The sequence below is a fragment of the Dethiosulfatarculus sandiegensis genome, assembly GCF_000931935.2.
GTDB lineage: Bacteria > Desulfobacterota > Desulfarculia > Desulfarculales > Desulfarculaceae > Dethiosulfatarculus > Dethiosulfatarculus sandiegensis.
Genome location: NZ_AZAC01000034.1, coordinates 139,452 through 162,171, shown reverse-complemented (window position 1 = coordinate 162,171; position 22,720 = coordinate 139,452). Strand labels below are relative to the sequence as shown.

Genomic DNA, 22,720 nt, shown 5'->3' with positions numbered 1-22,720 from the left:
AATCAAATCCCGGACTCAACCCTTTCCCAATACCCTGTGGGTGCAAACTTAATTACATACCGTTTTGTTTCGGCCCAGGTTCTTGGCTTGATACAAAGCCCTGTCCGCTTTACTCACCAAATCCCCGGTGTCTTCGCCCTCTTGCCAGGCAGCCACGCCCAGACTGACCGTCACCTTGAACGAAGACAAGGGCTTGGCAGGGGCAAACACCTGGATGGCCGCAGTCTTTCTGATTCTCTCAGCCACCTCGCCTGCAATCTCCAAACTTGTCTCGGGTAAAATAATGCTGAACTCCTCTCCTCCGTAGCGACAGGCAATATCGCCTTCCCTGATGGAGGAGTTCAGAACACTTCCCAGTCTGGCCAAGACCGCATCTCCCTGAGGATGGCCATGTCTGTCGTTTACTTCCTTGAATTTATCCACATCCAGCATGATCAGCGAAAGATCCCCTTTTTCCCGCCTTACCCGGCGCAGGTGAAGTTCAAGCTGGGTCTCAAAATGCCTCTTGTTGAACAAACCGGTCAAGGTATCTGTCAAAGCCTGTATTTTAAAAAAATTCTGACTCTTGCGCAGGCCCTTGACCCTGTCTGCCAGGGAAAGGGAAAGGATGACCGTTTCCAGGGCGGCGGTCACCTGAAAGGCATGCAAGCTCCAGGGACTGATCGGGATTGCTCCTGTAAGGGTCAGGATAAAAAGACCTATTCCCAGGCTTAACAAAAACCAGGCCAATACAAAGAAACGGGCTCCGGCAAAACCGCTGCGCCAAAGATAAATGCCCACCCCGATAGAAAGTAATGGCCCGACTCCTCCCGACATCCCCAGGGCAAAGAGGGGCAAAGGCGGTAAGAACAGATTGCCGATTATTAAAATGATGCTCAGTCCCAGATAAGCCAGGAAAACTTTATCTGCCAAGGGGGCTACTTTTGGGGTCATAAAGAAATGACGGGTGAATTGGGCCCCGCCCACAAAGATCAAGCCCAGGAAAAAAAGATGGGTTCTGGGGCCTGTACCGGCCAGGATTCCATTCAAAAACATAAAATAAAGCGCCATGGCCAGGATATAGAATCCGTACCATAGATAGCTGTTATCCTTAAGCGACACAAACATGGCCAGATTGTAAAGCACCATGGCCAGGACCAGGCCGTAATAAATCCCCACCAACGCAGAACGGCGGCTGTTTAAAACCAAAAAATCCGTTTGGCGAACCAGGGTGGGATGCAGGTTGGTGGGCCCGGCATAATTAACCTTCAGCATGAACCGGGTCTCCTTACCCGGTGTAAGGGGCAAGGCATAAACATTTTTGGGTGCGGGCGGCCTCAAAACAGTTTTTCCGGGGGGATCAAAGACAGGCTTTACTTCTTGCCAGGTGGAATCCGACTTATCCGGGCCGGGTTTGGAGGCGTAGAGACGAACCTGGTCAATAAAAGCCCAATCCAGAACCAGAAGCCAGGCCGTTTGAATCTCTTGCCCATTTACGGGGCTTAAAACCAGACTGAAGCTGAGCCAACAGGAAGCCGGTCCCAGGCCCAGGGAAAGGGTGGGCTTTTCATGGGCCGCAAAAGCTCCCGTTTTTAGCTTTAAAAGAGCCTCTTCCAAAGGAAACGAAGGGGTATTGCCCGGCAGGTATAGAACGGCTTTGGCCAATTCCAGACTAACGGGTGCATCTTGTTTGAGCTCAAGGGCAAAAGAGTTTCGGGCAAGTAATAGCAAAACCAGGGCAAAGCCCAGTAAACAACCTGAGGTAACAGAAGAGCGCTTTAGTGCGGCAATCATTTTCCCAGCAATCAAAAACATGGATGAGCATTTCAAATAAATAGTTACCAGTGCTATATAAAATTACCTATTTTTTATCATATCACCCGAAACTTCTACCCCATAACAGCCGACGCCGCTTAAGCATGCGTTTTTTCAGGATCACAATGACCCGTCGTTTTTTTAAAAGGCAACTTTTTTTTACGAAAAGGGGCATTTTTCTCCATGCACCAGATTACTCCTACCCTTTCCGGGAAAATATGCCCTACTACTCTTGAAGAATCAGCGTTCTTAAGCGAGTATTGGAGTGCTGGATAAACTTGCCCAATGTTTTTGAAACCCCTTGATTACAGGGCTTTGTCGCATGGGTTTACGAAAACTCGGGCTGAAGAGGCTAAAGACTCCGGGGTCTTCGGGGGGGACGCACCTGGTCGGGAATATTCCCTGTTCCATATTCCCTTGATTGCCAAGACTATTAGTGAGAACACCACATGGATCAAAAACACTTAGAGGAACTTCTAACCCAAGTTCAAAAAGGCGGCCTTAGTGTGGAAGAAGCCACCTTGGCTTTGAAAAAGCTGCCTTTCGAGGATCTTGGCTATGCCAAAATAGACAATCACAGAAGCCTCAGGAACGGTGTTCCTGAGGTTATTTATTGTGAGGGTAAAAGTCCGGAGCATATAAGGGGGATAGTGCCCAGACTTGCCGAACACAGCGCAAACGTCCTGGCCACCAGGGCCTCGGAAGAAGTTTACCAAGTAATAAAGGAAGTTTACCCTGCCTGTCGCTATAACAAATCCGCCCGCATTGTGCTCGTCAATCCCCAACCGGTGGTGAAAAAAGGCAGTATCGTTGTGGCGGCGGCCGGAACCAGCGATATTCCGGTGGCCGAGGAAGCCGCAGCCACCGCCGAGGTGATCGGCAATAATGTAAAGCGTATATACGATGTGGGGGTAGCCGGTATACACAGGCTTTTAGAGTATTGCGAAGACCTCTACACCGCCAATGTGGTGGTTGCCGTGGCGGGCATGGAAGGCGCCCTGGCCAGCGTGGTCGGGGGTCTGGTATCCTGTCCAGTGATTGCGGTGCCCACCAGCATAGGCTACGGCACCAGCTTCGGCGGTGTGGCAGCGCTTTTGAGCATGTTGAACAGTTGCGCTTCGGGGCTCTCGGTTGTCAATATAGATAACGGGTTTGGCGCAGGTTATCAGGCCAGCCTGATTAACCAACTCGCAGTCAAAGAGCCCAAGGAAGAAGAGCAGGAGCGGGAAGCTACCGAGATCAACTGGCAGTAGGCTTCGTTTTGGACTTTGCTAAAAATTTTTACCCCAGATCCTAAAACGGGCTCTGGTTTCAGGATGTGAAACAAAATCATGCAAATTATATATTTCGATTGTTTTGCCGGTGTGGCTGGGGACATGATTCTGGGTGCTCTGATCGACGCAGGTCTCAAACTTTCCGACCTTAAGGCGGAGCTGGCCAAACTCGACCTGGGTGACTACCAGATAACCACTGAAGATGTATTAAAAAACGGCATAGGAGGCACCAAGGCTCAGGTAGTGGCCGGTGAAAGCCACGGTCACCATCATCGGGGCCTCAGCGAGATAAAGCAAATGGTGGAAGATTCCGACCTGGCTAAGGGGATCAAGGAAAAATCCCTTAAAGTATTTGATTGCGTAGCCCAGGCGGAAGCTCATATTCATAGAAAATCATTGGAAGAAATTCATTTTCACGAGGTGGGTGCCCTGGATTCCATCATTGATGTGGTGGGCAGCGTAATTGGACTCGACCTTATGGGTATCGAAGCGGTATATGCCTCTGCCCTGAATGTGGGCGGCGGCACCGTAGACTGCGCCCACGGCACCATTCCGGTCCCCGCACCGGCTGTAACCGAAATATTAAAAGGCGTTCCCGTATACTCCACCGGGATCGAAAAAGAACTGGTAACCCCCACCGGAGCCGCCATTTTACGCGCCCTGGCCCGGGAATTCACCCCCGTGCCCGACATGGTTATCGAACAGGTGGGCTACGGCGCCGGCACCGCCGATATAGCCGTACCCAATCTTTTAAGGGTGATCATAGGCCAGGCTGATCCGAACGCAACCCAAAAAAGCGCTCCCATGGGACACGGCCACAACCACCACCATGCTCATGAGCACAGCCACGATCATTGCCACGAACACACACACGGGCACGCTCACGAACACAGCCATGATCACGATCATGCTCACAACCATGACCATGACCACGAACACAACCACGAGCACGAACACACCCACGAGCACGAGCACACCCACGAACACAAACACCCCCATACGCACGAACACACTCACGAGCATGAACATGAGCACCAACACGAGGACTGATCTGGACACCTTTAACCAGCCCCAGCGGCAGTGAGGAGAATCTGCATGCCCCGACGACTGGTATGGGCGATTACAGGAGCCGGAGACCTGCTTGAAGAATGTTTTGATCAGATGACCGTGATAAAGGACCAGGGTGAGTGGGAGATAACCGCGGTATTATCTAAAGCAGCTATAACTGTCCTAAAATTTTATAAAATGAATGACCGATTGGAAGAAATCGCCCAAAGGGTCATGAAGGAAAAAGACGCCAACACCCCCTTTATCGTTGCCGGGCTGCAGACGAAAAAATACCATGCCGTTCTGGCGGCCCCACTGACCGCAAACAGTACGGCCAAAATAGTCCTGGGAATCAGCGACACCCTGGTTACCAATCTCGTGGCCCAGGCCAATAAAGCGGCGGTGCCAATTTACACTCTGCCTGTCGATCAAAAACCAGGAATGATAACCACCATAATGCCCAGCGGAGGTGAATTAAACCTCACCATGCGCCCTGTTGATCTCAAGAATGCGGAAAGCTTAGGCCGCATGCCTGGAATCCGCGTTCTGAACTCCCCGGAACAAATCCCCCTTGTACTTGACCTGCAAGGGAATGCTCAAAAGGGAGAAAGCCGTGTTAAATAAGGAAATTCGCCTGAGATCAATAAGCAGACTCCATTTCGGCTTCCTGGATTTGAATGGTGACCTGGGTAGGAAATACGGCAGTCTGGGACTGGCTTTAACTAATCCGGCCTATACCTTGAGCCTTAAACCACACCATGATCTCAAGGTGGTCAATGGCCCCAAAAGACGAACCGTCGCCTGCCTTGAGGGCCTGGCCAGGCATTTCAGGCAAAAACCGTTATTTAAAGTTGAATTCTCAGAAGAAATTCCCTCCCATACCGGTTTAGGTTCAGGCACACAACTGCATCTGGCCCTGGCCAAGACAGCCACCACCATGTGGGGCCTGAATCTTGACATTAAAGAACTGGCTTCATTGGTCAGCAGGGGACGCAGAAGCGGCGTGGGGGTGTTTGCCTTTGACCAGGGAGGCTTTATCCTGGATGCGGGGCATAATACGGACTGCCTTAACAAGGGGCAGCCGCCTCTTATGCTGATGCGTCTTGAATTTCCAACCGACTGGTGTTTTGTCCTGGCTATTCCCCAAGAATTAAAAGGTTTATCAGGCAGCAAGGAAAACGAAACCCTGGCCACCCTTAAACCCAGCCGCATGATCAGCCAGGATATCTGCCGTTTCACGGTCATGAAACTCCTGCCGAGCCTTATTGAAAGGGATATTAAGGAGTTTGGCTGTGCCTTAACCGAGATTGACCGTCGCACCGGCATGTTTTTCCAAGCTGCCCAGGATGGCATTTACAGTGAATCCGGGGCAGAGGATATTGTGGGCTATATGCTGCAGGCAGGCGCCTATGGCGCAGGTCAAAGCTCCTGGGGGCCCGCCATTTACGGGCTCTCCACCCAGGATGAAGCCCCCATGGTGGCTAAGCGGGTAACTGAATTTTTCAGTAAAAAATTGATCTCAGGCAAGGTTTTTATAGCTCAGCCCGACAACCGGGGCGTACAAATGGATTTTTTGGATTTTAAGTCAAACCAGTTTTAAGCGGGATAAAACAGGCAACCAAAGTCCGGAAGGACTTTGGCGGTAAAAATAAAAAGCGCTTTCCGTTTATTAGCGGAAAGCGCTTTTTTTCTGTTCAGGATCAGGATAAGCCCAGGCGGTTTAAAAGTGCCCGGCTCATACTCTGATAATCCGAATCAGGAGCCACCTTGGCGATTACCCGATGATTTTCCAGGATTCTGGACTTTAACTCCCGATTGTTTTTCAAGCCCACCCGGGTTTCCATGATGAGATTTTCCAGGTAAAGGGTCTGGGCTCTGTTCAGGGGAGGGCTTTTCAATTTGCCGTAAATCCGCTTGGGCCAGGCAACCAGTTTGCCCCTGTCTCCCTGGTCCAAGGTATCGACCAACTCAAGTTCCAACACACAATCGGCATCTTTAAGCACCGGGACAGAAACAGCCTCTGCCTTTACATAGTCAAGTTCGTCCTTGGCATGCAGTGCCTTTTCAAACAGCTTGAGGTCACAGGTAAGATTCAAGGCGAATTCACCGATCGATTGTATATTTTGCCAAGTCTGGGATGACTTAAAGATTACAAGTTCACAAAAGGCCTGATCCTTGGTTGAAAAGCCAACCGGCGCGGCATGGTTAAACCGGCCCTTTTGGCTGGAGGCAATAGCCTCGTAGATCCAGCCGGAATAAAGACCCAGGGTTGTCAGGTCAGGCATTTAATCACCTTTCGCCTGTTTGGAGACGGTAAACACTTTTTTTCCTGACTATTTCTTAAGGATACACCCATTTCATAATGCAGCCAAGTTTGTACTGCGAATCATTATTTCGCCTATTTGCAAAACCATATCTCTCTTTTATTAAAAGGTAATCTCCTTTTGGATTTCCTTAACAAAAAAGGCAAGAAAACAACTAGTTAAAAAACCTGTACTCACCCCCTGGACCGAAGATAACCATGGTGGTAAGGTACCTAATCAAGCAGAAAATAATACCTTTTCCCGCCAGCCTGAATCAGGCTTTGCCATTCGGGAAGACAATATCATTGGTAATGTTTGTAACACTATTCTTATAAAGATATATTTCCAGGCCCAAAAAATAAACCATTCAATATTGCCTGGATGTGAAAGTTGTAAAAATGCGTCTTTTAGTCAGCGTGGCAAATAGCAGCGAGGTCAGGGCCGCTCTTCTGGGCAAGGCCGATATTATTGATGTAAAGAACCCGGCCGAAGGGGCTTTGGGTGCTAATTTCCCCAGAGTTATTAAAGAAATAAGAAAACTCACTCCCAAAGAAATCCCGGTGAGCGCAACCATCGGCGATATGCCGAATCTGCCGGGCACAGCCAGTTTGGCCGCACTGGGCGCGGCCCATTGCGGTGTTGAATATGTAAAGGTGGGGCTTAAGGGAGTGACTGAAGTGGAACAGGCCACCACACTTATGCGGGAGGTGTGCCTGGCGGTTTCGGAACTGCCTGAACCGCCGGAAGTCATAGCCACCGCCTATGCCGACGCCAGCCTCATCCCGGCTCTTTTACCTGAACACCTGCCCGAGGTGGCGGCAAAAGCCGGAGCCCATGGTTGTCTGATAGACACTTTGGGCAAATCTTCCCAGGGATTGGTGGACCTGATGTCTCCTGAAGAGTTAAAAAATTTTGTAGTGTTGTGCAAAAAGGCCGGGTTGCTCTGCGGGTTGGCCGGTTCACTCAGCAAAGACACCCTGCCCTTGGCATGTAAGGCGGGCCCAGATCTGGTGGGGGTCAGGACAGCGGCAATTAACGGCGACAGGGTCAATGGCCTGGTGCAAAAGGAAAAGGTCGAGGAGCTCAAGAGTATTATGCTCTCAGCCGGGTCCCTTTAGCCTTGCCCTGACCAAACAACGCCCTGAGGCGCTCCGGCCTGGCTCCGTTTATGATCCAAAGCCCCAGGGGGTTTTGTTCAAGGAGCCTGGCCAAAATTGGATCGACACCCGGCCAGGACGCCAACTGACTTAAAGTAATTTTTTTAAGCAACCCTTTTCGGTTCGGGTCCGGAAAAGGCCCTTCTTGCGGGTAAAGCCCATCCACGCTCTTTAAGAGCACCAGCTCCCTCACCCCTGCCCTGAGGCCGATCCAGGCGGCAATGGAATCCGAGGTTACCTGCCAAGAGTGGGGCAGAGGGTCTTCGGCCTTGAGCATGGCATAGGGCAACATAACCGGCAGAAGTCCCTCTTCAGCCACTGCGGCAGCCTCTTCCAGGCTGGTCACTGGCCTGCCCCGTTTAATCTTGTCCGCCAACAAAAGCCCGTATTGGTCCATGGCCATTATGGCCATCCAATGGGCGGCATCGTCGCTGAGCCCCAGGCGGCGGTCATAGTCCCGCACCAGGTCGGCGGCCAGGCCTCCGCCGGGCACCACCAGCAAGCGGTGCTCTTCGGCCAGATCACCGAGGGAACGGCATAGGGGCTTAAGACCGCGCCCCTTTCCCAGGCTTCCTCCCACCTTGAGCACGGCCTTGAACTCACAGGATGAAGGTAAAAACAAAGGTTTTAAAAAGGGCTCTTGTTCCAGATGTTTCATCTTAAGCCCTCCTTTTTTATTGCCTCTGCCAAAAGTAGGGCCACATCCCTGGCAGGCAGGGCCTTCACCTCCTGCTCCAGGGGAGTCGCCAGGGGGACTTCAAGGCGCGAGGCCAGATCCCGCAAAACAAAGCTGCCCTGCCCGGCCACGCACCAGGGCAGATCAAAGGGCTTTTTAAGACGCGAAGCCACCAGATGCCAGGCCCGGCTTATGGTCTCAAGCTGTTTCTCATAGAGATACCTGGCCAGGTTGAGGGCCTGATCAAAACTCATGATGTCTCGATCCGCGCAGACCAGCCTGGCCAAACGGGCATGGCATTCTTCAGGCGACCTGCCCCTGCCGTCAGCCGTGGGGCAAGTGTACTCCTCGGGCTCAAGCTTGCCCGCAAGCAGGTGAACATCGGCCATAAGGCAAAACAGCTCGTCCGCCACCCTGACCATACGCCCATCAAAGGGGACTTGCCTCACCAGGGTGTTGGGGTTGCTGCGCAAGGCTCCGGTATAGACCAGCTCGCCCTGAGCCAGGCGGGATGTGTCGTCGGTTCCTTTGTTCAATAACCTTCCTTGTCTTATGGGGATGATATCCGTGGTGGTGCTGCCCATATCCAGGACAAAGCAATCGGGATTCTTTTTGGCCTCATAAAGGCAACTGGCCACCCAGTTATTGGCCGCAAAGTCCAAGGGAGAAAGCAGGGCCTTGGACAACTCCACAAAACGGCCATGGGTGCCTAAAACCCAAATCTCTGTTTCGCCAAAGGCCCGGGCCAAAGCCTCAAGAATAAACCCGACTCCCTGGCTCTTGGTCTGAAAGGCGTCTGAAAGCTCGGCGGTCATGGTAACCGCCATGGCCCTTACCGGCCCCAGTTCCCTCGCCATTTCCCCAAGCAACTCAGGGAGTTTTTCAGGGTTGCGCCAAATCTCAAACCCCTTACTCAGGCTGGTTGCCTTGTCTTCTTCCCCGGTCTGGGGAACCCGGCAGGCCTTGGTGTTCACCCCGCCTATATCCCAGCCCATGATCCAATCATAAGCTTCATGCATAGGGGCTCTCCTTTGTGAAATGCACTTCCCCGCTAAGCCCCATCCTGGGAAGCCCTTTTATCTCTACTGAACAGGCCTGCCACAGGGCCTTTGCAAAATTATCCACAGAAGCGAGGCAAAGCCCCACAACAGAGGTGGTGAGCCTGGGATTGATCTCCATGAACCAGACGCCCTCCTGACCCAACACAACATCCACGCCGCAATAACCCTTTAGTCCGGGGATTGCCTCCACTGCCTTGCCTGCCAGGGAAAAGGCCTCTTCCCGCAGGTGATGGCCAATATTGGCGACGCCTCCCTGATATGAAAAGCCTTTAACGCCTTCTACATTCTGCAAATTGAGGCTAAAGGCCCCGGCCCTGCCTTCTTTGACCCATAGAGACACGCTGGCCGCCTGGCCGGGGATATATTCCTGAATAAGGGCCTTTTCCCCTCCCTGGCAGGCCGCGCCAAAGGCCTGCAAGAGGTTGTCTTCTTTATTAACCAGGCTTAAGCCCGCGCAATCAGAAGCATTCACCGGTTTCAGAATAAGTGGGTAACCCAGTTCTTTTGCCTTTTCCCTTACCTGGTTTTTATCCACCAAAAAGGAAACCGGAGCCTTAAGGCCGAGCTGCTTCACCACCTTAAGGGTCTGCCACTTGTCGCTGCAAACTCCCACTGCCACGGGGGACGAGCCCAACAAAAGGTTTTTACAGCCAAGGGCCAGAGTGCTTAGCTCTTCCAACACCCCATCATCTTCCGGTGCTATTATCAAGGCTGCATCGGTTTGTTGCATAAGGTCGCGGAGGTTGCCGGGATAGTCCTTATGGTGTAGGGTGATTGTCCGGGCGATTTCCTTTTCCGGAGCCTTTAACCGGCTGTCCCGGGTGGTCAAAAACCTGACCTTGCCCCAAAGGTTGAACTGGGCCAGCATGGCGTCGATCATGGAAGCGCCTTCCCGGGCCAAGCCCTGGGGAAAACTTTCTTCAGGCCAGCCGCCGCCGGTTACATATTCATGCAAAAGGACCAGGGGAGTATCTGAACTCATGGACGTGATTCCCGTTATTGATCTAAAAAACGGTCTGCCGGTTCAGGCTGTAAAAGGGGAGCGTAAAACCTATGCCCCGGTGAAAAGCCTGTTAACCCCAAAAAACGATGCCTTTTCCCTGGCCCGGGCCATGCTTGAAGCCACCTGCGCACCATCGATCTACCTGGCGGACCTGGATGCCATCGCAGGGTTGAAAGGCCATGGAAAGCTGATTTCCGATCTGGCGGAGAAGCTCCCGGCCGGATTATGGGTCGACGCCGGCGCGGCAGACCTGCAAAAAGCCCAAACAATCCTGGACCTGGGAGCGCAAAGGGCGATCATCTGTTCAGAGGCCTTGAAATCCCCGGCTGACCTTAACCTGATAACAAGCACTCTGCCCCTTGAGAAAACCCTTTTCAGCCTTGATATAAAAAACAACACCATCATCACCGCGCAGCCCGGACTTTTGGGAAATGATCCCGTAACAGCCCTGCAAGGGCTATGGGAAAAAGGATTTGACTCCTTTATTCTCATGACCCTGGATCAGGTCGGCACAGGCAAGGGCCCGGACTGGCCCCTTTTGGATAAGGTCCGTAAAGCCCTGCCCCAAGCCAGGCTGACAGCAGCCGGCGGTGTCAGGGACTCAGCCGGGCTGAAACGCTTGAGCAACTTGGGGCTGGACGCCGCCCTGGTGGCCACTTGCCTACACAAGGGCTGGGTAACCCAAAAAAGCCTGCGTGAACTTAAACAGATGAACTGAAACCGCGCATTACTCGGGGCAGGTCTTTTCTCACCTCGGGTTCAAGCAAAAACACAAATAAAACCGCCGCCATGATATCTGCTGTTGCACCGGGGTTTTTTTGGTGTTTTGCATCCCGTAAATATATATCAAACTCAAAAAGCGCCTTTTGACCTTCCGGGGTTTCAAAAGGCCTTTTTAAAAGCACGCGTCGGGCCTTTTCAGAAATTGACCCGGCCTTTTTCCCTCCCAATTTACGGGCTATCAGGGTGTCTGGCTCTTTTGCCAATATCTCTAAAAAAACCAACACAATAGCCGGGGAAAGGTCTTTTCCCTCCCGCCACAGCCTCATGAGCCTGGGCAGACCAAGGTCAAAGACCAGCTTAAACCCGTTTACATACTGCCTGGCTATCTGATCCCTGTTCCGGGAAAGCTCCATGGCCTGTAAAAGGGTTATGCCGCTGGGTTCTTTGGCCACGTCCTGATCATCAACCTCACCCAGGCCCGAAGGATTGGCCAGGTTGATGGCCCGGTAGGCCAATAAGGCGTCTTTTTCATCCAAATCAGCCAGGACAAAAGCCAGCTTTTGTTTCAGGTTTTGGCCTTTGTCTATTCCCAGGGCAGCCTTGGCCAGGGGAGCCAATAAAAGCACAATGCCCAAATTTATATTGCTGGCCGCAACCTCCAAAGTGGCCTTGATGGCATCAAGTATAAGCACACCCACTTTTTTATCACCGGCAGAGGCCATAACCGGCCCCAGGGCCAGGGCAGAAGCCATGAACTCCACAAACCCGGCGTCATGAAAATCGTGGTTTGGGTTTACATTACCGGGTTTGGGGGCACAGGCCTCCAGCACGCAGGCCAGTTGGGCGGCCCGCCCCACCTCAAGGGAAGTCGGTGTATTCACGCCTTGCCTGCCATAAGATGATCCAAAAGAAGGTTCGGCACATCCACACCAGTGGCCTTGGCAAGCCCCTTCCATCCCGGTATTCCGTTCACTTCGATCACCTGACACCCGCCGCCCTTCAGCGGCAGTATATCCACTCCGGCATAGATGGTGCCCACGGTTTCACAGGCCAAAAGGCTCATGCGGCTTAGCTCGGAGTCCGGATCATAGGGTGTGGCCGTGGCTCCCTGGGCCATATTGGCCTTCCAGCCCAGCCCGGTTCTCACCATGGCCCCCACAACCTGGCCGCCTATGACGAACACCCTTATATCTTCGTGGCCATGTTCCTGGTATTCTTGCAGAAAATATACAAAGCGCCCCAGTTCCAAGGCCTTGAACACCCTGTGGGCCGTATCCGGCTCCGTGATGCGGACAATGCCCCTGCCTTCCGCCCCAAAGATCGGCTTGACCACCACATCTCCGCCCAATTCCTCAAAAGCGGCCATGGCCTGATCAAAATCCTCGGTGACTATTGTCTTGGGCACCGGCAGCCCCGCATCCTCCAACAGGGAAAGGGTCAGGTATTTATCCACCGTCCGTTCAATGGACTTGGGCGGATTAACCACCGTCACTCCGCGCCTTTCCAAAACCTGGAGCGCATCCATGCGATAGATGATCTGCTCCAAGGACGCCCCGGGAATGGCCCTGACAAAAAGAAAATCAAGATCGTCAAAAGACCTCTCCTCCACGCTCAAGGCCGGGCCATAGCCGTTTCTGGCTGTAAGCCTGGTGGAGGAGTAGCAAGGGGCTTTGATGCCCCTTGCCTTTAAGGCCTCTTGCAAGCGGCGAACATAATAGCTGCCCCGCTTGCCACAAATGGCTGCCTTCATGAAAGGTATTCCTCCATGACCGGCGTCATATCCACCTTGCCCGCCTCAAAGGAACGACCTGATTCCAGGTTGTTCACCATAACCTGAGCCGGGCTGAAGAGCATGGGGTCAATCTTGTAGAAGTCACCGTCATAGCGCTTGAACAGCTGATAAAAGGAAGTGCCGTAATCCGCCGAGGAGGAGGAAGGCAGGTTGGGTAAAAGCTCTTCCAGTTCGCTGTCTTGGGCCTTGACCGTGTACCAGGCTTTTCCGCCGTATAAAACCGCGTCATTGGTGCGGCCAATGGCCCTGAGGTCGTTTTTGGCCACCGGAGCCACCGGGCAGACGCCGAAACCGGCAATGACCTTATCCAGGTCAAATCCCAGCTCAAACATCTTGTGCATGCCGGTCTCCACAATGCGGCCCGCCACCTGCACCGATCCGGCCAGGCTGGCAGTGGGAGCGGTTAAAAGATACAGGTTCTCGGGCGCGACCCCGCATTTCTCCGCCGCCTTGACGCAGGCCCAGTCAGGAGGCAGGGCGCCGGTCTCCAGCACCAGAACCGCCACCTGGGCGTCTTCACGGTAATTCAGCTTGGCGTAGATCTCTTCTCCGGCATAGGCGGCCCTGGCCGGGCCGGAACCCATGGCAAAATAGCTGTCCGCGCCTTCCGGGTCCCGGGCCTTGAATGCCCAGCCCGCATACTGGGCGGCCATGCAGGCCAACTTGGGATGGGCCACGGTCACAGCCACGCCCAAAAGTGATTTGCCGTTTATCTCAAGGTCCGTGAACTCCACCCGGGCCAGACCGGCCAGGCAGACTTCGGCCATTATACGCCCGGCTTCCAAAGAGCCGGGGGTGTTCACGCCCGCGTCTATGATAGTGGCCTTGCTTTCAGTCTTATGTAACTCCACCCCATAACCCGCCGGATCATCCAGCAAAGGGCGCAGGGCATCCAGGGCTCTTTGATTCAGATTATTTAAGGACAAGGATCTCTCCTTTGCTCAGTATGTTCAAATCACCGGTGTAGCGCTCGAAATAGCCGTTTACGGCTTCTTCGGAAACTTCCAGGCCCCAGTCCCTCAGACGTCTGAAAAGCACGCCCAGGATAGTCGGCCTGTAGGTGCAGTCATAGTGATAGGTCGGCAAGAACACCGGCTTGCCGCCCAGGGCCACAATGGAGCCCCTTTTGTTGGCCGCCCCGGCCCGGTCACCCAACTTGCCGAAACAGAAGACCGTACCGGCCAGCATGGCTTGCCCGGCAAAATCGCCAAGATCGCCCTTTACCACGATCACCCCGCGCCTCATGCGGATGGCGGAGTCTGATCCGGCATTGCCCAAAACCACTATGGCGCCCTTGTTTACTCCCTTGGTCTCTCCGGGGTAGGCCGAGCCCAGGAAGTTGCCCGCATCGCCTGTGATCCAGATGCGGCCCTCTTTCATGTGGGCTCCGGCATAATCACCGACAGAGCCGTCCACATAGATCACACCGCCGGTCATATATGCGCCGAGGTGGGGGCCGGTGTCTCCCTTTACCCAAAGAAAACCCCGGGTCATGTTCTGGCCGATGCGCTTTACGTTCCTAAGGTCGCCTTCAATCATGACCTTGTCCGAAGGCTCTCCCGTGATCTCGAAAAAATCGCCGATACAGGCCTTTTGCCTGCCCTGAAAAACCGTCAGATTTTTTATCTCGTCTATGGTTGTATCTGCAAAATTATCGCAATTTATATTCTCCGCCTCCAGGGGCAGGCGGAGATCCAACTTTAACTTCAGAAAAAGCTTTGGTGATATTTCAGCCAGATCCCGGCCAAATACCAATTGCTTATCTTGACGTGCCAAGGGTCACCCCTTTCCTGTTATGGACCAGACCGGGGAACCCCCTATTTTTGGCCCAATATCTCGTGCAGGTGGAACTGGAACTTGCCCAGGGTTCCGCCGTAGTTTCCGGCCGAAATCCTCACCACTCCCGGCTGGCAGGCCGCAAGCACCCCCACCCTGGTGGCCTCGGCCACCGCTTCCTTGCTCAATCCGTCGATAACGATCTCCATCACGGAATTGACCGAATCCGGCAAAGCGGTTTCACAGCGGCTTTTCAAGGTAGGACAGTAATAGGTGTTGGTGGAGGCGAACTGGCCCTTGTAAATAGAGCCGGTCTTGCTGCCGCTTCTCACCACACCGCCGGGAAAGGGCATGACCACGTCCCTGACATTTTTCATTGCCTCAATCGCCTTTTCACTGGCATTTAAGGCAGCCTCCTGGCTCTCGGCCAGGATAAGAAAATTGCCGCCGCCCACGGACTGTTTCACGCCAAAGGCCTCTTCCACCAAAAATTCGCCGTCCATCACAGGCACCCGCCACAAGCGCCTGCCTTCCAGGTACTTGCTGGCCTGATCCCCGTCGCCAAAGTAGCGCAGCTTGCCGCCGACCTTGGTCTTGAAATCATAGTTAAACAGATCATTGAAACAGGCGGAGGTGGGGGAAGTCATGATGCACTGCCCCACCCGGTCCAACAGGCGCTTTTCCATATCCTTTTTGGACATGGTGAAAAACAGCATCTCCACACCGGGGCGTCCGTCCAGGGTCTGCTCCGGTGAAAGGTCATATCCCATGCCCGCTTCACAGCCGCAGGCAATGATCGAGGTGGCAAAGCCGGTCATGGCATTGGCCGCGATTTTTGCCCATTTTTGGTTCAAGGCGGTGACAATGAGCTTGGCGCCTTGCATCTCAAAGGCCTCGGCAAAGGTGTCTTCTATTTCTACTCCGTTGATTTGCATCAACCTCACTCCTTGAAATCCAGGTAACCCCAATCAAGGGGTTTTTCCTGGAGATATTTCTTTCCCAAACGCACGGCCAGGCAGGCCCTTTCCAATTCACGTCCCAGGTAAAAGGCGTGGCCCGCAGACGATACCTCGAGCCGGGCAAAAAGATCCGCCGGGTCGGTCCCTGTCAAAAAGAGGTCCCGATTAAAAACGTAAACCTGGTTGAAGTCTGTGAATATACGGTAGTTGCGGTCTTTTACCTGGCTTTGCATCTGCCTCAGGGCCGCTTCGTCCAATATCTCAAAAGGGCGGTCCTTGAGGCAGACCAGGCTTGAATCCAGGCCCTTGGGCAAAACCCTTTGCTTGTGGGCAAAAAACATCTGCCTTCTGGCCAGGTCCAGCTCCCTGACCGACCCCCTGGCCCACTGAACCACCTCGGTGGTGAGCAGATAGTCTACTTCAAGTTCAGTCATGACTCCGGCCATAAGGGTGTTGATACCGGTGGAGTCCGCCTCGGTAAGTTCGGTCAGGTTGCCCAACCCCATCAGGATAGGAGTATCCGGATGGCGTTTGCGCGTTTTGTGAAAACGGACCAAAGCTTTTGTAAAGCCAAAGCTCAAAGGGTCCAGTATTGGGTCCAGGATGTAGTCAACTCCCTGGTTTTTCAGTATTTCGGCATTTTTTTCCAGTGATTCAAGGCCCTGGCCAAAATCCGGAATCACAACTGTCTTGCAGTTCAGCTCCGGCGCAAGGTCAATATTGCGGGAGTTTACGCTCAAAAGCAGGTCTATGCCGTGCTTGAGCCCCTGGCGGATGGTCTTATGGTCAAAGGTGTCCAGGCTCACTATAAAGCCCTCGGCTTTGAGCATATCGACCACTTCGCCGACCCGGTCAAAAGACCCTTGAGCCGGGCAACCGATATCGACCAGGTCCGCCCCTGAATTACGGTAATAATTGGCTTGGGCCAGAATTTCAGGCAAAGACATCTGAAAGGCGTCGACCATTTCGGCGACTATCTTGACATGATATTCGCCATAGCCTTCCATATCCCTTTCACCGCCGAAGAACACGGGTAGATCCCTCAAATCGCAAGGCCCCTTAACCACATCAACCCCCAGTTTTTGGCTTATGACCTCAGGGTCTCCCTTGCAGGAGCCCGGAATCACGACTTTATCGCAGCCCTCGCTTGTAGAGAGGTGCCGGGAGATAAAAGCGGTGTTCATAAGCGCAGCCACACTGATACCCAAGGTCTTGATCTTGTAGCTGAACTCGGGGGCCATCTTGGCCAGGACCTTTTCCAATGAAGGAGCCGCCAATCGGCCGGTTATGAAAAGAATATCCGTCATCAAAATCTTTGCCTCAGGCCTTGAGCCATTCCTCCATGGTCAATTTGGGTTCCGGAGCCTGGCCTTTCATCTCCACCCGCATGGATCCTAAGGTTCCATAGCGTTCGGCAAAGGCGTTGTGCTGGTGAATTCCCTCGAAATTCTCCTGTCTGGCCAGCACAAAACAGTCGCCAGGCAAATCCGGGTAGCATTCCACAACATTACGCAGCATCTCGCGCACCACGTCCTCCACAAAACGGGGGTTTCTGTGCGCCTTGTTTACCACAAAAAATTCATCCGGCCTTTTTAAGAGCTCATAGGTCTCTGAACTCATTGAAGCTTCCACAATATGGACCAGGTTTTCAGCCCTCACCATACGGTCGGAGCCAATAAAAAGGCCGCCCCTGCCCCTTTGGTTGTGGGAGGCCAGGGGCACCAGCTCCAGGATGCGGTTGGCCTGATCCTGATCAAAGCCGTCATCGATCAACAGGCCTTCCGCATAGGCCCGCACCATATCCTGGGCGCAGGGGCACACGGTCATGCCCTCGGTCTCCACGCCCACAATGCTCTTGGTGCGTTCATCCGTGGCCTGGGCTATGCCGATCAGGGTGTATAGGTCTTCCGAACGCTTACCGGTCACAGGTGCATCCTTGGCCAGGGCTGACTTGGCCCTGATATGGACCTGGGAGCAGACCGCGGCCTGGGACTTCAGCACCTGACCTGCCAGGCGCTTGGCAAGGGATTCAATGCTCGGCGAAGGCTCAAGGGATATCTCTTCCACCAGGGTTTCCAGCACATCACTGAAACGGGACATATGAACCCCGGACTGACCCGGGTCCAGATCCACAAAAATATCTATCTCCGCCTGAAAAAGGTCTATATCCTGCCTGCCGTTTAAACGGATAACCCTGGGCAGGCAGGTGACTCCGGCCCGGCTCAGGCCAATGCGCACCGCAGGTTTGGACTGCTGCACGTCCCGGCCGCTGGCCAACTTGAGCCCCCGAAAAAGCTTCTTAACCCCATCTCCGGGTTTTTTATCCTGCCAACCTCCGGGAATGTCGGGAAGCGTCTCATCCGCGGCCACCTCGGCCAGGGCGGCCCAAAGGGCTTCCTGTTTTTCAAGATCCGGATGGGGAACTTCATAATTGGAGCCGGTCTCCTTAAGATCGTCAAAAAATAAAAGTTCCAGCTTTATAGGGCAGGGTTCGGTATATAGATGGTCCTGCCTGCCCATGCGCCTTTCGATGGAGGTCACAAAACCGGCAAAATCAGATGCGTCCAGATCGGTCTCAAAAACGGCCACAGCCTTGACCGGCTTTGGTCCACCGTTTTGACCCGGCTCAGACACCTCGTAAAAGGATGATACTTTCTTTAGTCTGGCCCGGGCCCGCAGGTATTGCAGGGCCTGCAGGATATTGGCCTGCCTGGAACCCAGCTCCGAACCCATTGCCAGAAACGCCTTATGAGGAAGAGACATTGCGGACTAGCCTCCACAGGCCACGATTTTTGCCTGGGCCAACTCCTCTTGAGTCATGGGGAAGTTGGCAAAATTAATGGTATAACTTTCATCAAACCATTTTTTGATATGCCCGACTATGGCTTTATCATAGGAGGGCTTGATCAACATGGTGCGGCCGGGAACGCTTTTGATCACCTTGCCGTTTCTCACAACCAGCTCGCCCTGTTTAAAAACATAACTGGGGTGAGCGAACATCTCGGCCTTGTCTTCATTTGGCTGATAGATGGTCACGTCTCCATCGGCCCCGGCGCCCAGATGACCCTTGTGAGTGAGCCCCAGTGCCTTGGCTGTGCCTGCCCTGGTTATAACCGCGATCTCATACATCGAGTATTCCCGGTCCAGTTCGGCCGCAATGGAGCGTTTCATTCCCTTTTTATTGAGCTTGGTCATGAACTCGGCCCGGTAATCCTTATCCATCAACAGCTTGATTACCTGGGGGTAATGGGTGAAAGGACCGCCATTGGGATGGTCTGTGGTCAAAAACACCTTCCAAGGGTCTTCCACGCTCAAAAACAGCTCAATACCCGCGCACCACATGGTTGCGTTGATGGGGTTTTTAGCCTTGTATTCCACCGGAACCACGCCGCCGCCGCTTTCATTCTCCACGTCGTCGTTGAGCCACTTGTTTCCCGTGGTCAGGTGCATTTTGTGCTGCAAGGGTCCGTCTGAGGTCATGGTGGTGGCCGGGCCAAAGATAACCTGCCCCACGTCCATGGTTATGCCTTCGGTCTTGTTAAGGATTTCCGCCAACTTCGGAGCGGCTGACTTATGGATGCCGCCCTTGCCCGCTTCATAGCTCAAAAACTGCAAATGGCAGAAATGGGCGTTCATTCCGTTTAAGTATTCAATGGTCTCGGCAGAGGTGCCTGCGCTGGTGGACTGACCCAGGTTGAGGCCGTGAATATGCGGCGGATGGGGCAGGCCCAGTTCATTGGCCGACCAGCAAAGGGTCTCGAGCATTTTTCTGGGGGTGACGCCGTCAAAACCAATCACCTTGTCATCAAGCTCGGCCACATTGCCCGAGTATTTCCAATTTTCCACGCCGCCCGGATTGACCACCTTTATGGCGTAGCCGCCGGTGGCTTCCAGGATCCAGGCGATATAGTCGCGGGCCTTTTCCCTTTCACCTTTTCTTATGCAGTCCATGATGAAATGGTTGTTGCCCATGGTGACAAAGATGCCGTTATCGAGCATCGGCGTGTCGGCCAGCTCCTCATGGGTGTGCCTGGCCACCAGCGGGGCGGTGGCAGCCTCCATCACCGTTGTGTAGCCCATCTCGGAATACATGTAGCCGGTCTGAAAGGTGCTCGGCACTGTGTAGCCGCCGCCTGAACGGAAGCCCACTTCCCGCAACCGCTCATGCCCTCGGTGGTCGTCGGGCCTGAACTTGCGGGCCGAATTAACCTTGGCCCCTACAATATGGGCGTGCACATCCACTCCGCCGGCCATTACCACCAGGCCCTTGGCGTCTATTATCTGGTCAGCCTGGTTGGTGTCTATGGTGGCGGCGTCGACAACCTTGCCGTCTTTGATCCAGATGTCGGCGTGGACTCCATCCAGGTTGTTCGTGGGGTCATAGACCTTGCCGTTTATAATCCCGGTCAACATGACTTCACCGCCTCTATCAAACTTGTAAGCACTTTTTCATCGGTGGGCCTTCTGGCTTCCATGGCGGCCCTGAGACGAATGGGGACATTATCCATGCGGTAACAGGTGCCCGGCGCGTCCACGCCGTAACAGGCCGTGGGGAAATACACCTTGGACACCTTGGCGGTCAAGCTGACCTCGCAATCCAAGGTGATAGTGGGAATCTCAGATAAATACTCGGCCGCGGCCACCGGAAAATGAGCCGCCGGGTCTGAAGCCAGGATCACCGCCGCATCAGCATGTTTGTTTGAAAGCATATCCACGGCTGTGAACTCACCCGGGCAAAACTGGGGTATGCCCTTGGCAAAACTCACGGCAAAGGGGTAGCCGCACTGCCAGGTCATGACCTGGTCCGCTCCGGCCACATTACCGTGGCCGCGCATGGGCAACACGGAAAAACGAGTGTACTTATTGAGTTCCGTAACCAGGCTGAAAAGCTCGCTCACATTGTGCTGTCTGCCCCGGCTCATGGTTATGCCCATGCCCATGAAGGCCACACCATAGCGGCAGGATTTCATGCGTTCGGCCAGTTCCTGCCAAACCTCCAAGGGCTGACCGGCGATCTCCTTTTGGGTGATCTTTTTACCGGCGATCAGAGCCCGCAAAGTGGTGAGGGCCTCATAATCATGCCCAATGGCCACCTGTATGAAGTGATCCGATTTTTGAGCGGTGGGGGTGGGCCTCACATCCACGGTGTATATAGTGCGGTCCTTGCGGCCATTGGGGTTCAGACCCGCCTTGGGCGTCATGGAAAACCTGGCAAAGTGGCGTAGATGGGAGGCAGCCGGGTTGCAGCCCCAGAAAACCAACAAGTCGGCCCGGTTTCTGATCTCACCCAAGGTGCAGGTGGCCTCGCCAACCTCCATCATACCCATTCCGGTGGGCCCGTGACATACCGAAGAAGTGGTATCTATAACCGCGCCCAATTTATCGGCCAGGGCCACGGCCTTTTTCTGGGCCTCAACCGCCATGGAGCTCAGGCCGTAAATCATGGGGCTTTTGGCCTGATTCAATATCTCCGCCGCCTTGGCAATGGCCTCATCGTAACCCGTTTCCTTGCCGTCCACCAAAGGCGGGGCCGGAGAGGGATCGTATTCCTTAAAAATACCGGCACCGTTGGCACAGGCCTTTTTGGCCTTAACCACCCGGCCGTCAGCCACCTCCACGGTGATGTCGTCGCAGAGACATCCGCAAAAAGTGCAGGTCATATTTTCTGTAACGCTATTCATATGCGGACCACCTCCACTTGCATGCTTTTAAAGGGCGGCATGCCGGTGCTCAAAGTCTTGTTATCCACCAGGAAATTGGCCACCTGGCCCATGGGCATGAAAACCACGCTCTGGGGAAGGTCGGCCTGGCTCACCGTAACCACCGCGCTTCCCGCCTGGCTCAGCACCTTTACCTGGTCACCCTTGGCCAGGCCCAGCTCTTCCATATCCGCCTGGCACATCTCAAGGCGGGCGGTGGCTTCCTGGTAAGAATCCTTGGTCTTGCCCTTATGCATGGCCTGGGCCTGTTTAATGGTCCGGCCGGTGATCAGCTTGTATTTTTTAGTATCTGATTTCATCAGCTATCTCCTGCCGCAAGCGCCCCGCCTGGTTGCATAGCTCGCCAAAACACTCGTCCCTGGTTGGGGCATCGGCGAAAACCGTGCAAATGGGCGCCTGGGCTTTTACTTTTTCACGGCCAAAGGGTATATCCTTGCGCCCTTTAGCTTTCCATGCCCTGGTTGAGGGCATGACAAGGTCCTTTCCGGCAAACACCACCGCCTTTCCCACGAATCCTCGTGGTTTTGTCACTTCCGGAGGGCAAAGACGCCCATCCGAGGCCTTTTGGTGCAAGGAAAAGATATTCAGACCCAATTGGGCCTCCAAAAGTTCCATGGAGGCTGTCGGGCGGGGGTTGATCTCTATCAGAAAGGCCCTTATTCCCTGCCTGTGAGAGGTAATTACAAGATCCAGACCAAAGGCCCCCTTAAGTCCCAGATTTCGGGTAAGGATTTGGGCCATCTCCTCCACCTGTTCCCAAAGGGATTCGTTTAGGTCTGAAGGCAAGGCCAGGGGGTGGATATTGCCGCACCAGCGGAACATACCCACACCAAACACCTGCCTGCCTATGAGCTGTTCCGTGATCCCCAGGACCACGGAGTCTGAGCCGTCGGCAAGCACCGCGCATGAGGCCGGTCTTCCCTTGACCAGGGCCTGAGCCACTTCGCCTTTTTGCAAAGGCCCGCCCTGCCAGGGCCTCACTGCCCTGCCGCCGCCTCCGTAGGCTGGCTTGGTCAGCCATTCTCCGGAGGGGTAATTTAATATCTCACCAGGTAACAGGGTCTTGGGGCAGGTGATCTTACTTTTCTCGCATATGCTCCGCAGAAACCGCCAGTCTTTTGATTTGACCAAGGTCTCCGGACTGTTGCCGAAAATAGTCATCTCCCGGGCCAGCCTGGCCACAAGCTGGGGATGATTATCCAAACCGGCTACATAGTACAAGGAGCCGGGCTTTAAGCGCTTAACCGCCTCAAAAAGCCCTTTTCCGGAAAGAGGCAAGCCAAAATCCTTGGCCAGGGAATAATTGGCAACGAGTTCCTTTTGATCCCGATCGCCAAAATAATCCAGGGAGGGTATCTCCCAGCCCGCGTTAACCGCCGACTCGACCAAGGCCCTGGTGCTCACCCCCACGATCAGTGGATCACCTGCGCCCATC

At 54.0% G+C, this 22,720-nt stretch carries 22 protein-coding genes; 6 read left to right on the top strand and 16 right to left on the bottom strand.

What is annotated here, in order from left to right; all coding sequences use genetic code 11:
• Positions 1 to 48: 48 nt before the first annotated feature.
• Entirely contained in the window at positions 49 to 1,773 is a 1,725-nt protein-coding gene (locus tag X474_RS18260; protein ID WP_044350930.1) for a sensor domain-containing diguanylate cyclase, read from the bottom strand.
• Positions 1,774 to 2,243: 470 nt separating this feature from the next.
• Between X474_RS18260 and larB the strand changes: the two genes are divergently transcribed.
• The 4 genes from larB (at position 2,244) to X474_RS18240 (ending at position 5,715) form a co-directional block, all read left to right on the top strand.
• On the top strand, positions 2,244 to 3,047 hold the full coding sequence (larB, locus tag X474_RS18255) for a nickel pincer cofactor biosynthesis protein LarB (protein WP_044350928.1): 804 nt from the start codon (positions 2,244 to 2,246) through the stop codon (positions 3,045 to 3,047).
• 78 nt (positions 3,048 to 3,125) lie between these two features.
• Positions 3,126 to 4,118 (top strand): nickel pincer cofactor biosynthesis protein LarC, encoded by a 993-nt coding sequence (gene larC / locus X474_RS18250; protein ID WP_044350926.1) that lies wholly within the window; start codon positions 3,126 to 3,128, stop codon positions 4,116 to 4,118.
• A 45-nt stretch (positions 4,119 to 4,163) separates the two neighbouring features.
• Positions 4,164 to 4,739: a flavoprotein gene (locus X474_RS18245; protein WP_044350924.1), complete on the top strand. Its 576-nt coding sequence runs from the start codon at positions 4,164 to 4,166 to the stop codon at positions 4,737 to 4,739.
• Entirely contained in the window at positions 4,729 to 5,715 is a 987-nt protein-coding gene (locus tag X474_RS18240; protein ID WP_044350923.1) for a beta-ribofuranosylaminobenzene 5'-phosphate synthase family protein, read from the top strand. The genes X474_RS18245 and X474_RS18240 overlap by 11 nt, the downstream gene beginning before the upstream one ends.
• A 100-nt stretch (positions 5,716 to 5,815) precedes the next feature.
• Here X474_RS18240 and X474_RS18235 read toward each other — a convergent pair whose 3' ends face one another.
• A complete protein-coding gene (locus X474_RS18235; protein WP_044350921.1) occupies positions 5,816 to 6,400 on the bottom strand; it encodes a DUF447 domain-containing protein in 585 nt (194 codons plus the stop codon).
• A 416-nt stretch (positions 6,401 to 6,816) separates the two neighbouring features.
• Between X474_RS18235 and X474_RS18230 the strand changes: the two genes are divergently transcribed.
• Complete coding sequence (locus tag X474_RS18230) at positions 6,817 to 7,536, top strand: (5-formylfuran-3-yl)methyl phosphate synthase (RefSeq protein WP_044350920.1); 720 nt, start codon at positions 6,817 to 6,819, stop codon at positions 7,534 to 7,536.
• On the opposite strand, the gene X474_RS18225 is transcribed toward X474_RS18230, so the two are convergent.
• From X474_RS18225 to X474_RS18215, 3 genes are read right to left on the bottom strand one after another with little or no spacing between them, the layout of a single operon-like run.
• Entirely contained in the window at positions 7,511 to 8,233 is a 723-nt protein-coding gene (locus tag X474_RS18225) for an amino acid kinase family protein (protein WP_052515381.1), read from the bottom strand. The genes X474_RS18230 and X474_RS18225 overlap by 26 nt on opposite strands.
• Positions 8,230 to 9,270 carry a hydantoinase/oxoprolinase family protein gene (locus tag X474_RS18220; RefSeq protein WP_044350919.1) on the bottom strand — a complete coding sequence of 347 codons (1,041 nt, stop codon included), beginning with the start codon at positions 9,268 to 9,270 and terminating at the stop codon, positions 8,230 to 8,232. The genes X474_RS18225 and X474_RS18220 overlap by 4 nt, the downstream gene beginning before the upstream one ends.
• On the bottom strand, positions 9,263 to 10,294 hold the full coding sequence (locus X474_RS18215) for an ATP-grasp domain-containing protein (protein ID WP_044350917.1): 1,032 nt from the start codon (positions 10,292 to 10,294) through the stop codon (positions 9,263 to 9,265). Before X474_RS18215 ends, X474_RS18220 begins: the two co-directional genes overlap by 8 nt.
• Between X474_RS18215 and X474_RS18210 the strand changes: the two genes are divergently transcribed.
• Positions 10,293 to 11,033 carry a HisA/HisF-related TIM barrel protein gene (locus X474_RS18210; protein ID WP_044350915.1) on the top strand — a complete coding sequence of 247 codons (741 nt, stop codon included), beginning with the start codon at positions 10,293 to 10,295 and terminating at the stop codon, positions 11,031 to 11,033. The genes X474_RS18215 and X474_RS18210 overlap by 2 nt on opposite strands.
• On the opposite strand, the gene X474_RS18205 is transcribed toward X474_RS18210, so the two are convergent.
• From X474_RS18205 to X474_RS18155, 11 genes are read right to left on the bottom strand one after another with little or no spacing between them, the layout of a single operon-like run.
• Positions 11,017 to 11,919 (bottom strand): triphosphoribosyl-dephospho-CoA synthase, encoded by a 903-nt coding sequence (locus tag X474_RS18205; RefSeq protein WP_044350913.1) that lies wholly within the window; start codon positions 11,917 to 11,919, stop codon positions 11,017 to 11,019. The genes X474_RS18210 and X474_RS18205 overlap by 17 nt on opposite strands.
• Complete coding sequence (locus X474_RS18200; protein ID WP_044350911.1) at positions 11,916 to 12,788, bottom strand: ATP-grasp domain-containing protein; 873 nt, start codon at positions 12,786 to 12,788, stop codon at positions 11,916 to 11,918. Before X474_RS18200 ends, X474_RS18205 begins: the two co-directional genes overlap by 4 nt.
• Positions 12,785 to 13,756, bottom strand: a complete 972-nt coding sequence (gene mch / locus X474_RS18195) for a methenyltetrahydromethanopterin cyclohydrolase (protein WP_044350910.1) — start codon at positions 13,754 to 13,756, stop codon at positions 12,785 to 12,787. The genes X474_RS18200 and mch overlap by 4 nt, the downstream gene beginning before the upstream one ends.
• Complete coding sequence (locus X474_RS18190; RefSeq protein WP_082464485.1) at positions 13,743 to 14,606, bottom strand: formylmethanofuran dehydrogenase subunit C; 864 nt, start codon at positions 14,604 to 14,606, stop codon at positions 13,743 to 13,745. Before X474_RS18190 ends, mch begins: the two co-directional genes overlap by 14 nt.
• A gap of 41 nt (positions 14,607 to 14,647) precedes the next feature.
• Positions 14,648 to 15,541, bottom strand: coding sequence for a formylmethanofuran--tetrahydromethanopterin N-formyltransferase (fhcD, locus tag X474_RS18185; protein ID WP_044350909.1), 894 nt, complete (start codon positions 15,539 to 15,541; stop codon positions 14,648 to 14,650).
• A gap of 5 nt (positions 15,542 to 15,546) precedes the next feature.
• The gene (locus X474_RS18180) at positions 15,547 to 16,872 is read right to left on the bottom strand and encodes a DUF6513 domain-containing protein (RefSeq protein WP_044350908.1); all 1,326 of its coding nucleotides are present in this window, start codon (positions 16,870 to 16,872) and stop codon (positions 15,547 to 15,549) included.
• 13 nt (positions 16,873 to 16,885) lie between these two features.
• Complete coding sequence (gene mptA, locus X474_RS18175; RefSeq protein WP_044350907.1) at positions 16,886 to 18,328, bottom strand: GTP cyclohydrolase MptA; 1,443 nt, start codon at positions 18,326 to 18,328, stop codon at positions 16,886 to 16,888.
• 6 nt (positions 18,329 to 18,334) lie between these two features.
• Positions 18,335 to 19,978 (bottom strand): formylmethanofuran dehydrogenase subunit A, encoded by a 1,644-nt coding sequence (locus tag X474_RS18170; RefSeq protein ID WP_044350905.1) that lies wholly within the window; start codon positions 19,976 to 19,978, stop codon positions 18,335 to 18,337.
• Positions 19,972 to 21,246: a formylmethanofuran dehydrogenase subunit B gene (locus X474_RS18165; protein WP_044350903.1), complete on the bottom strand. Its 1,275-nt coding sequence runs from the start codon at positions 21,244 to 21,246 to the stop codon at positions 19,972 to 19,974. The genes X474_RS18170 and X474_RS18165 overlap by 7 nt, the downstream gene beginning before the upstream one ends.
• Complete coding sequence (locus tag X474_RS18160; protein ID WP_044350901.1) at positions 21,243 to 21,584, bottom strand: molybdopterin dinucleotide binding domain-containing protein; 342 nt, start codon at positions 21,582 to 21,584, stop codon at positions 21,243 to 21,245. Before X474_RS18160 ends, X474_RS18165 begins: the two co-directional genes overlap by 4 nt.
• Entirely contained in the window at positions 21,568 to 22,719 is a 1,152-nt protein-coding gene (locus tag X474_RS18155; RefSeq protein WP_044350900.1) for an ATP-grasp domain-containing protein, read from the bottom strand. The genes X474_RS18160 and X474_RS18155 overlap by 17 nt, the downstream gene beginning before the upstream one ends.
• Position 22,720 lies beyond the last annotated feature (1 nt).

Bases quoted from the DNA above. Each gene is read 5' to 3' on its own strand.
- X474_RS18225 (WP_052515381.1), bottom strand. From the start codon at position 8,233: ATGAAACATCTGGAACAAGAGCCCTTTTTAAAACCTTTGTTTTTACCT.
- X474_RS18200 (WP_044350911.1), bottom strand. From the start codon at position 12,788: ATGAAGGCAGCCATTTGTGGCAAGCGGGGCAGCTATTATGTTCGCCGC.
- X474_RS18235 (WP_044350921.1), bottom strand. From the start codon at position 6,400: ATGCCTGACCTGACAACCCTGGGTCTTTATTCCGGCTGGATCTACGAG.
- X474_RS18170 (WP_044350905.1), bottom strand. From the start codon at position 19,978: ATGTTGACCGGGATTATAAACGGCAAGGTCTATGACCCCACGAACAAC.
- larB (WP_044350928.1), top strand. From the start codon at position 2,244: ATGGATCAAAAACACTTAGAGGAACTTCTAACCCAAGTTCAAAAAGGC.
- X474_RS18210 (WP_044350915.1), top strand. From the start codon at position 10,293: ATGGACGTGATTCCCGTTATTGATCTAAAAAACGGTCTGCCGGTTCAG.
- X474_RS18230 (WP_044350920.1), top strand. From the start codon at position 6,817: ATGCGTCTTTTAGTCAGCGTGGCAAATAGCAGCGAGGTCAGGGCCGCT.
- X474_RS18220 (WP_044350919.1), bottom strand. From the start codon at position 9,270: ATGCATGAAGCTTATGATTGGATCATGGGCTGGGATATAGGCGGGGTG.
- mptA (WP_044350907.1), bottom strand. From the start codon at position 18,328: ATGTCTCTTCCTCATAAGGCGTTTCTGGCAATGGGTTCGGAGCTGGGT.
- X474_RS18160 (WP_044350901.1), bottom strand. From the start codon at position 21,584: ATGAAATCAGATACTAAAAAATACAAGCTGATCACCGGCCGGACCATT.
- X474_RS18260 (WP_044350930.1), bottom strand. From the start codon at position 1,773: ATGATTGCCGCACTAAAGCGCTCTTCTGTTACCTCAGGTTGTTTACTG.
- fhcD (WP_044350909.1), bottom strand. From the start codon at position 15,541: ATGCAAATCAACGGAGTAGAAATAGAAGACACCTTTGCCGAGGCCTTT.
- X474_RS18155 (WP_044350900.1), bottom strand. From the start codon at position 22,719: ATGGGCGCAGGTGATCCACTGATCGTGGGGGTGAGCACCAGGGCCTTG.
- larC (WP_044350926.1), top strand. From the start codon at position 3,126: ATGCAAATTATATATTTCGATTGTTTTGCCGGTGTGGCTGGGGACATG.
- X474_RS18165 (WP_044350903.1), bottom strand. From the start codon at position 21,246: ATGAATAGCGTTACAGAAAATATGACCTGCACTTTTTGCGGATGTCTC.
- X474_RS18245 (WP_044350924.1), top strand. From the start codon at position 4,164: ATGCCCCGACGACTGGTATGGGCGATTACAGGAGCCGGAGACCTGCTT.
- X474_RS18180 (WP_044350908.1), bottom strand. From the start codon at position 16,872: ATGACGGATATTCTTTTCATAACCGGCCGATTGGCGGCTCCTTCATTG.
- X474_RS18215 (WP_044350917.1), bottom strand. From the start codon at position 10,294: ATGAGTTCAGATACTCCCCTGGTCCTTTTGCATGAATATGTAACCGGC.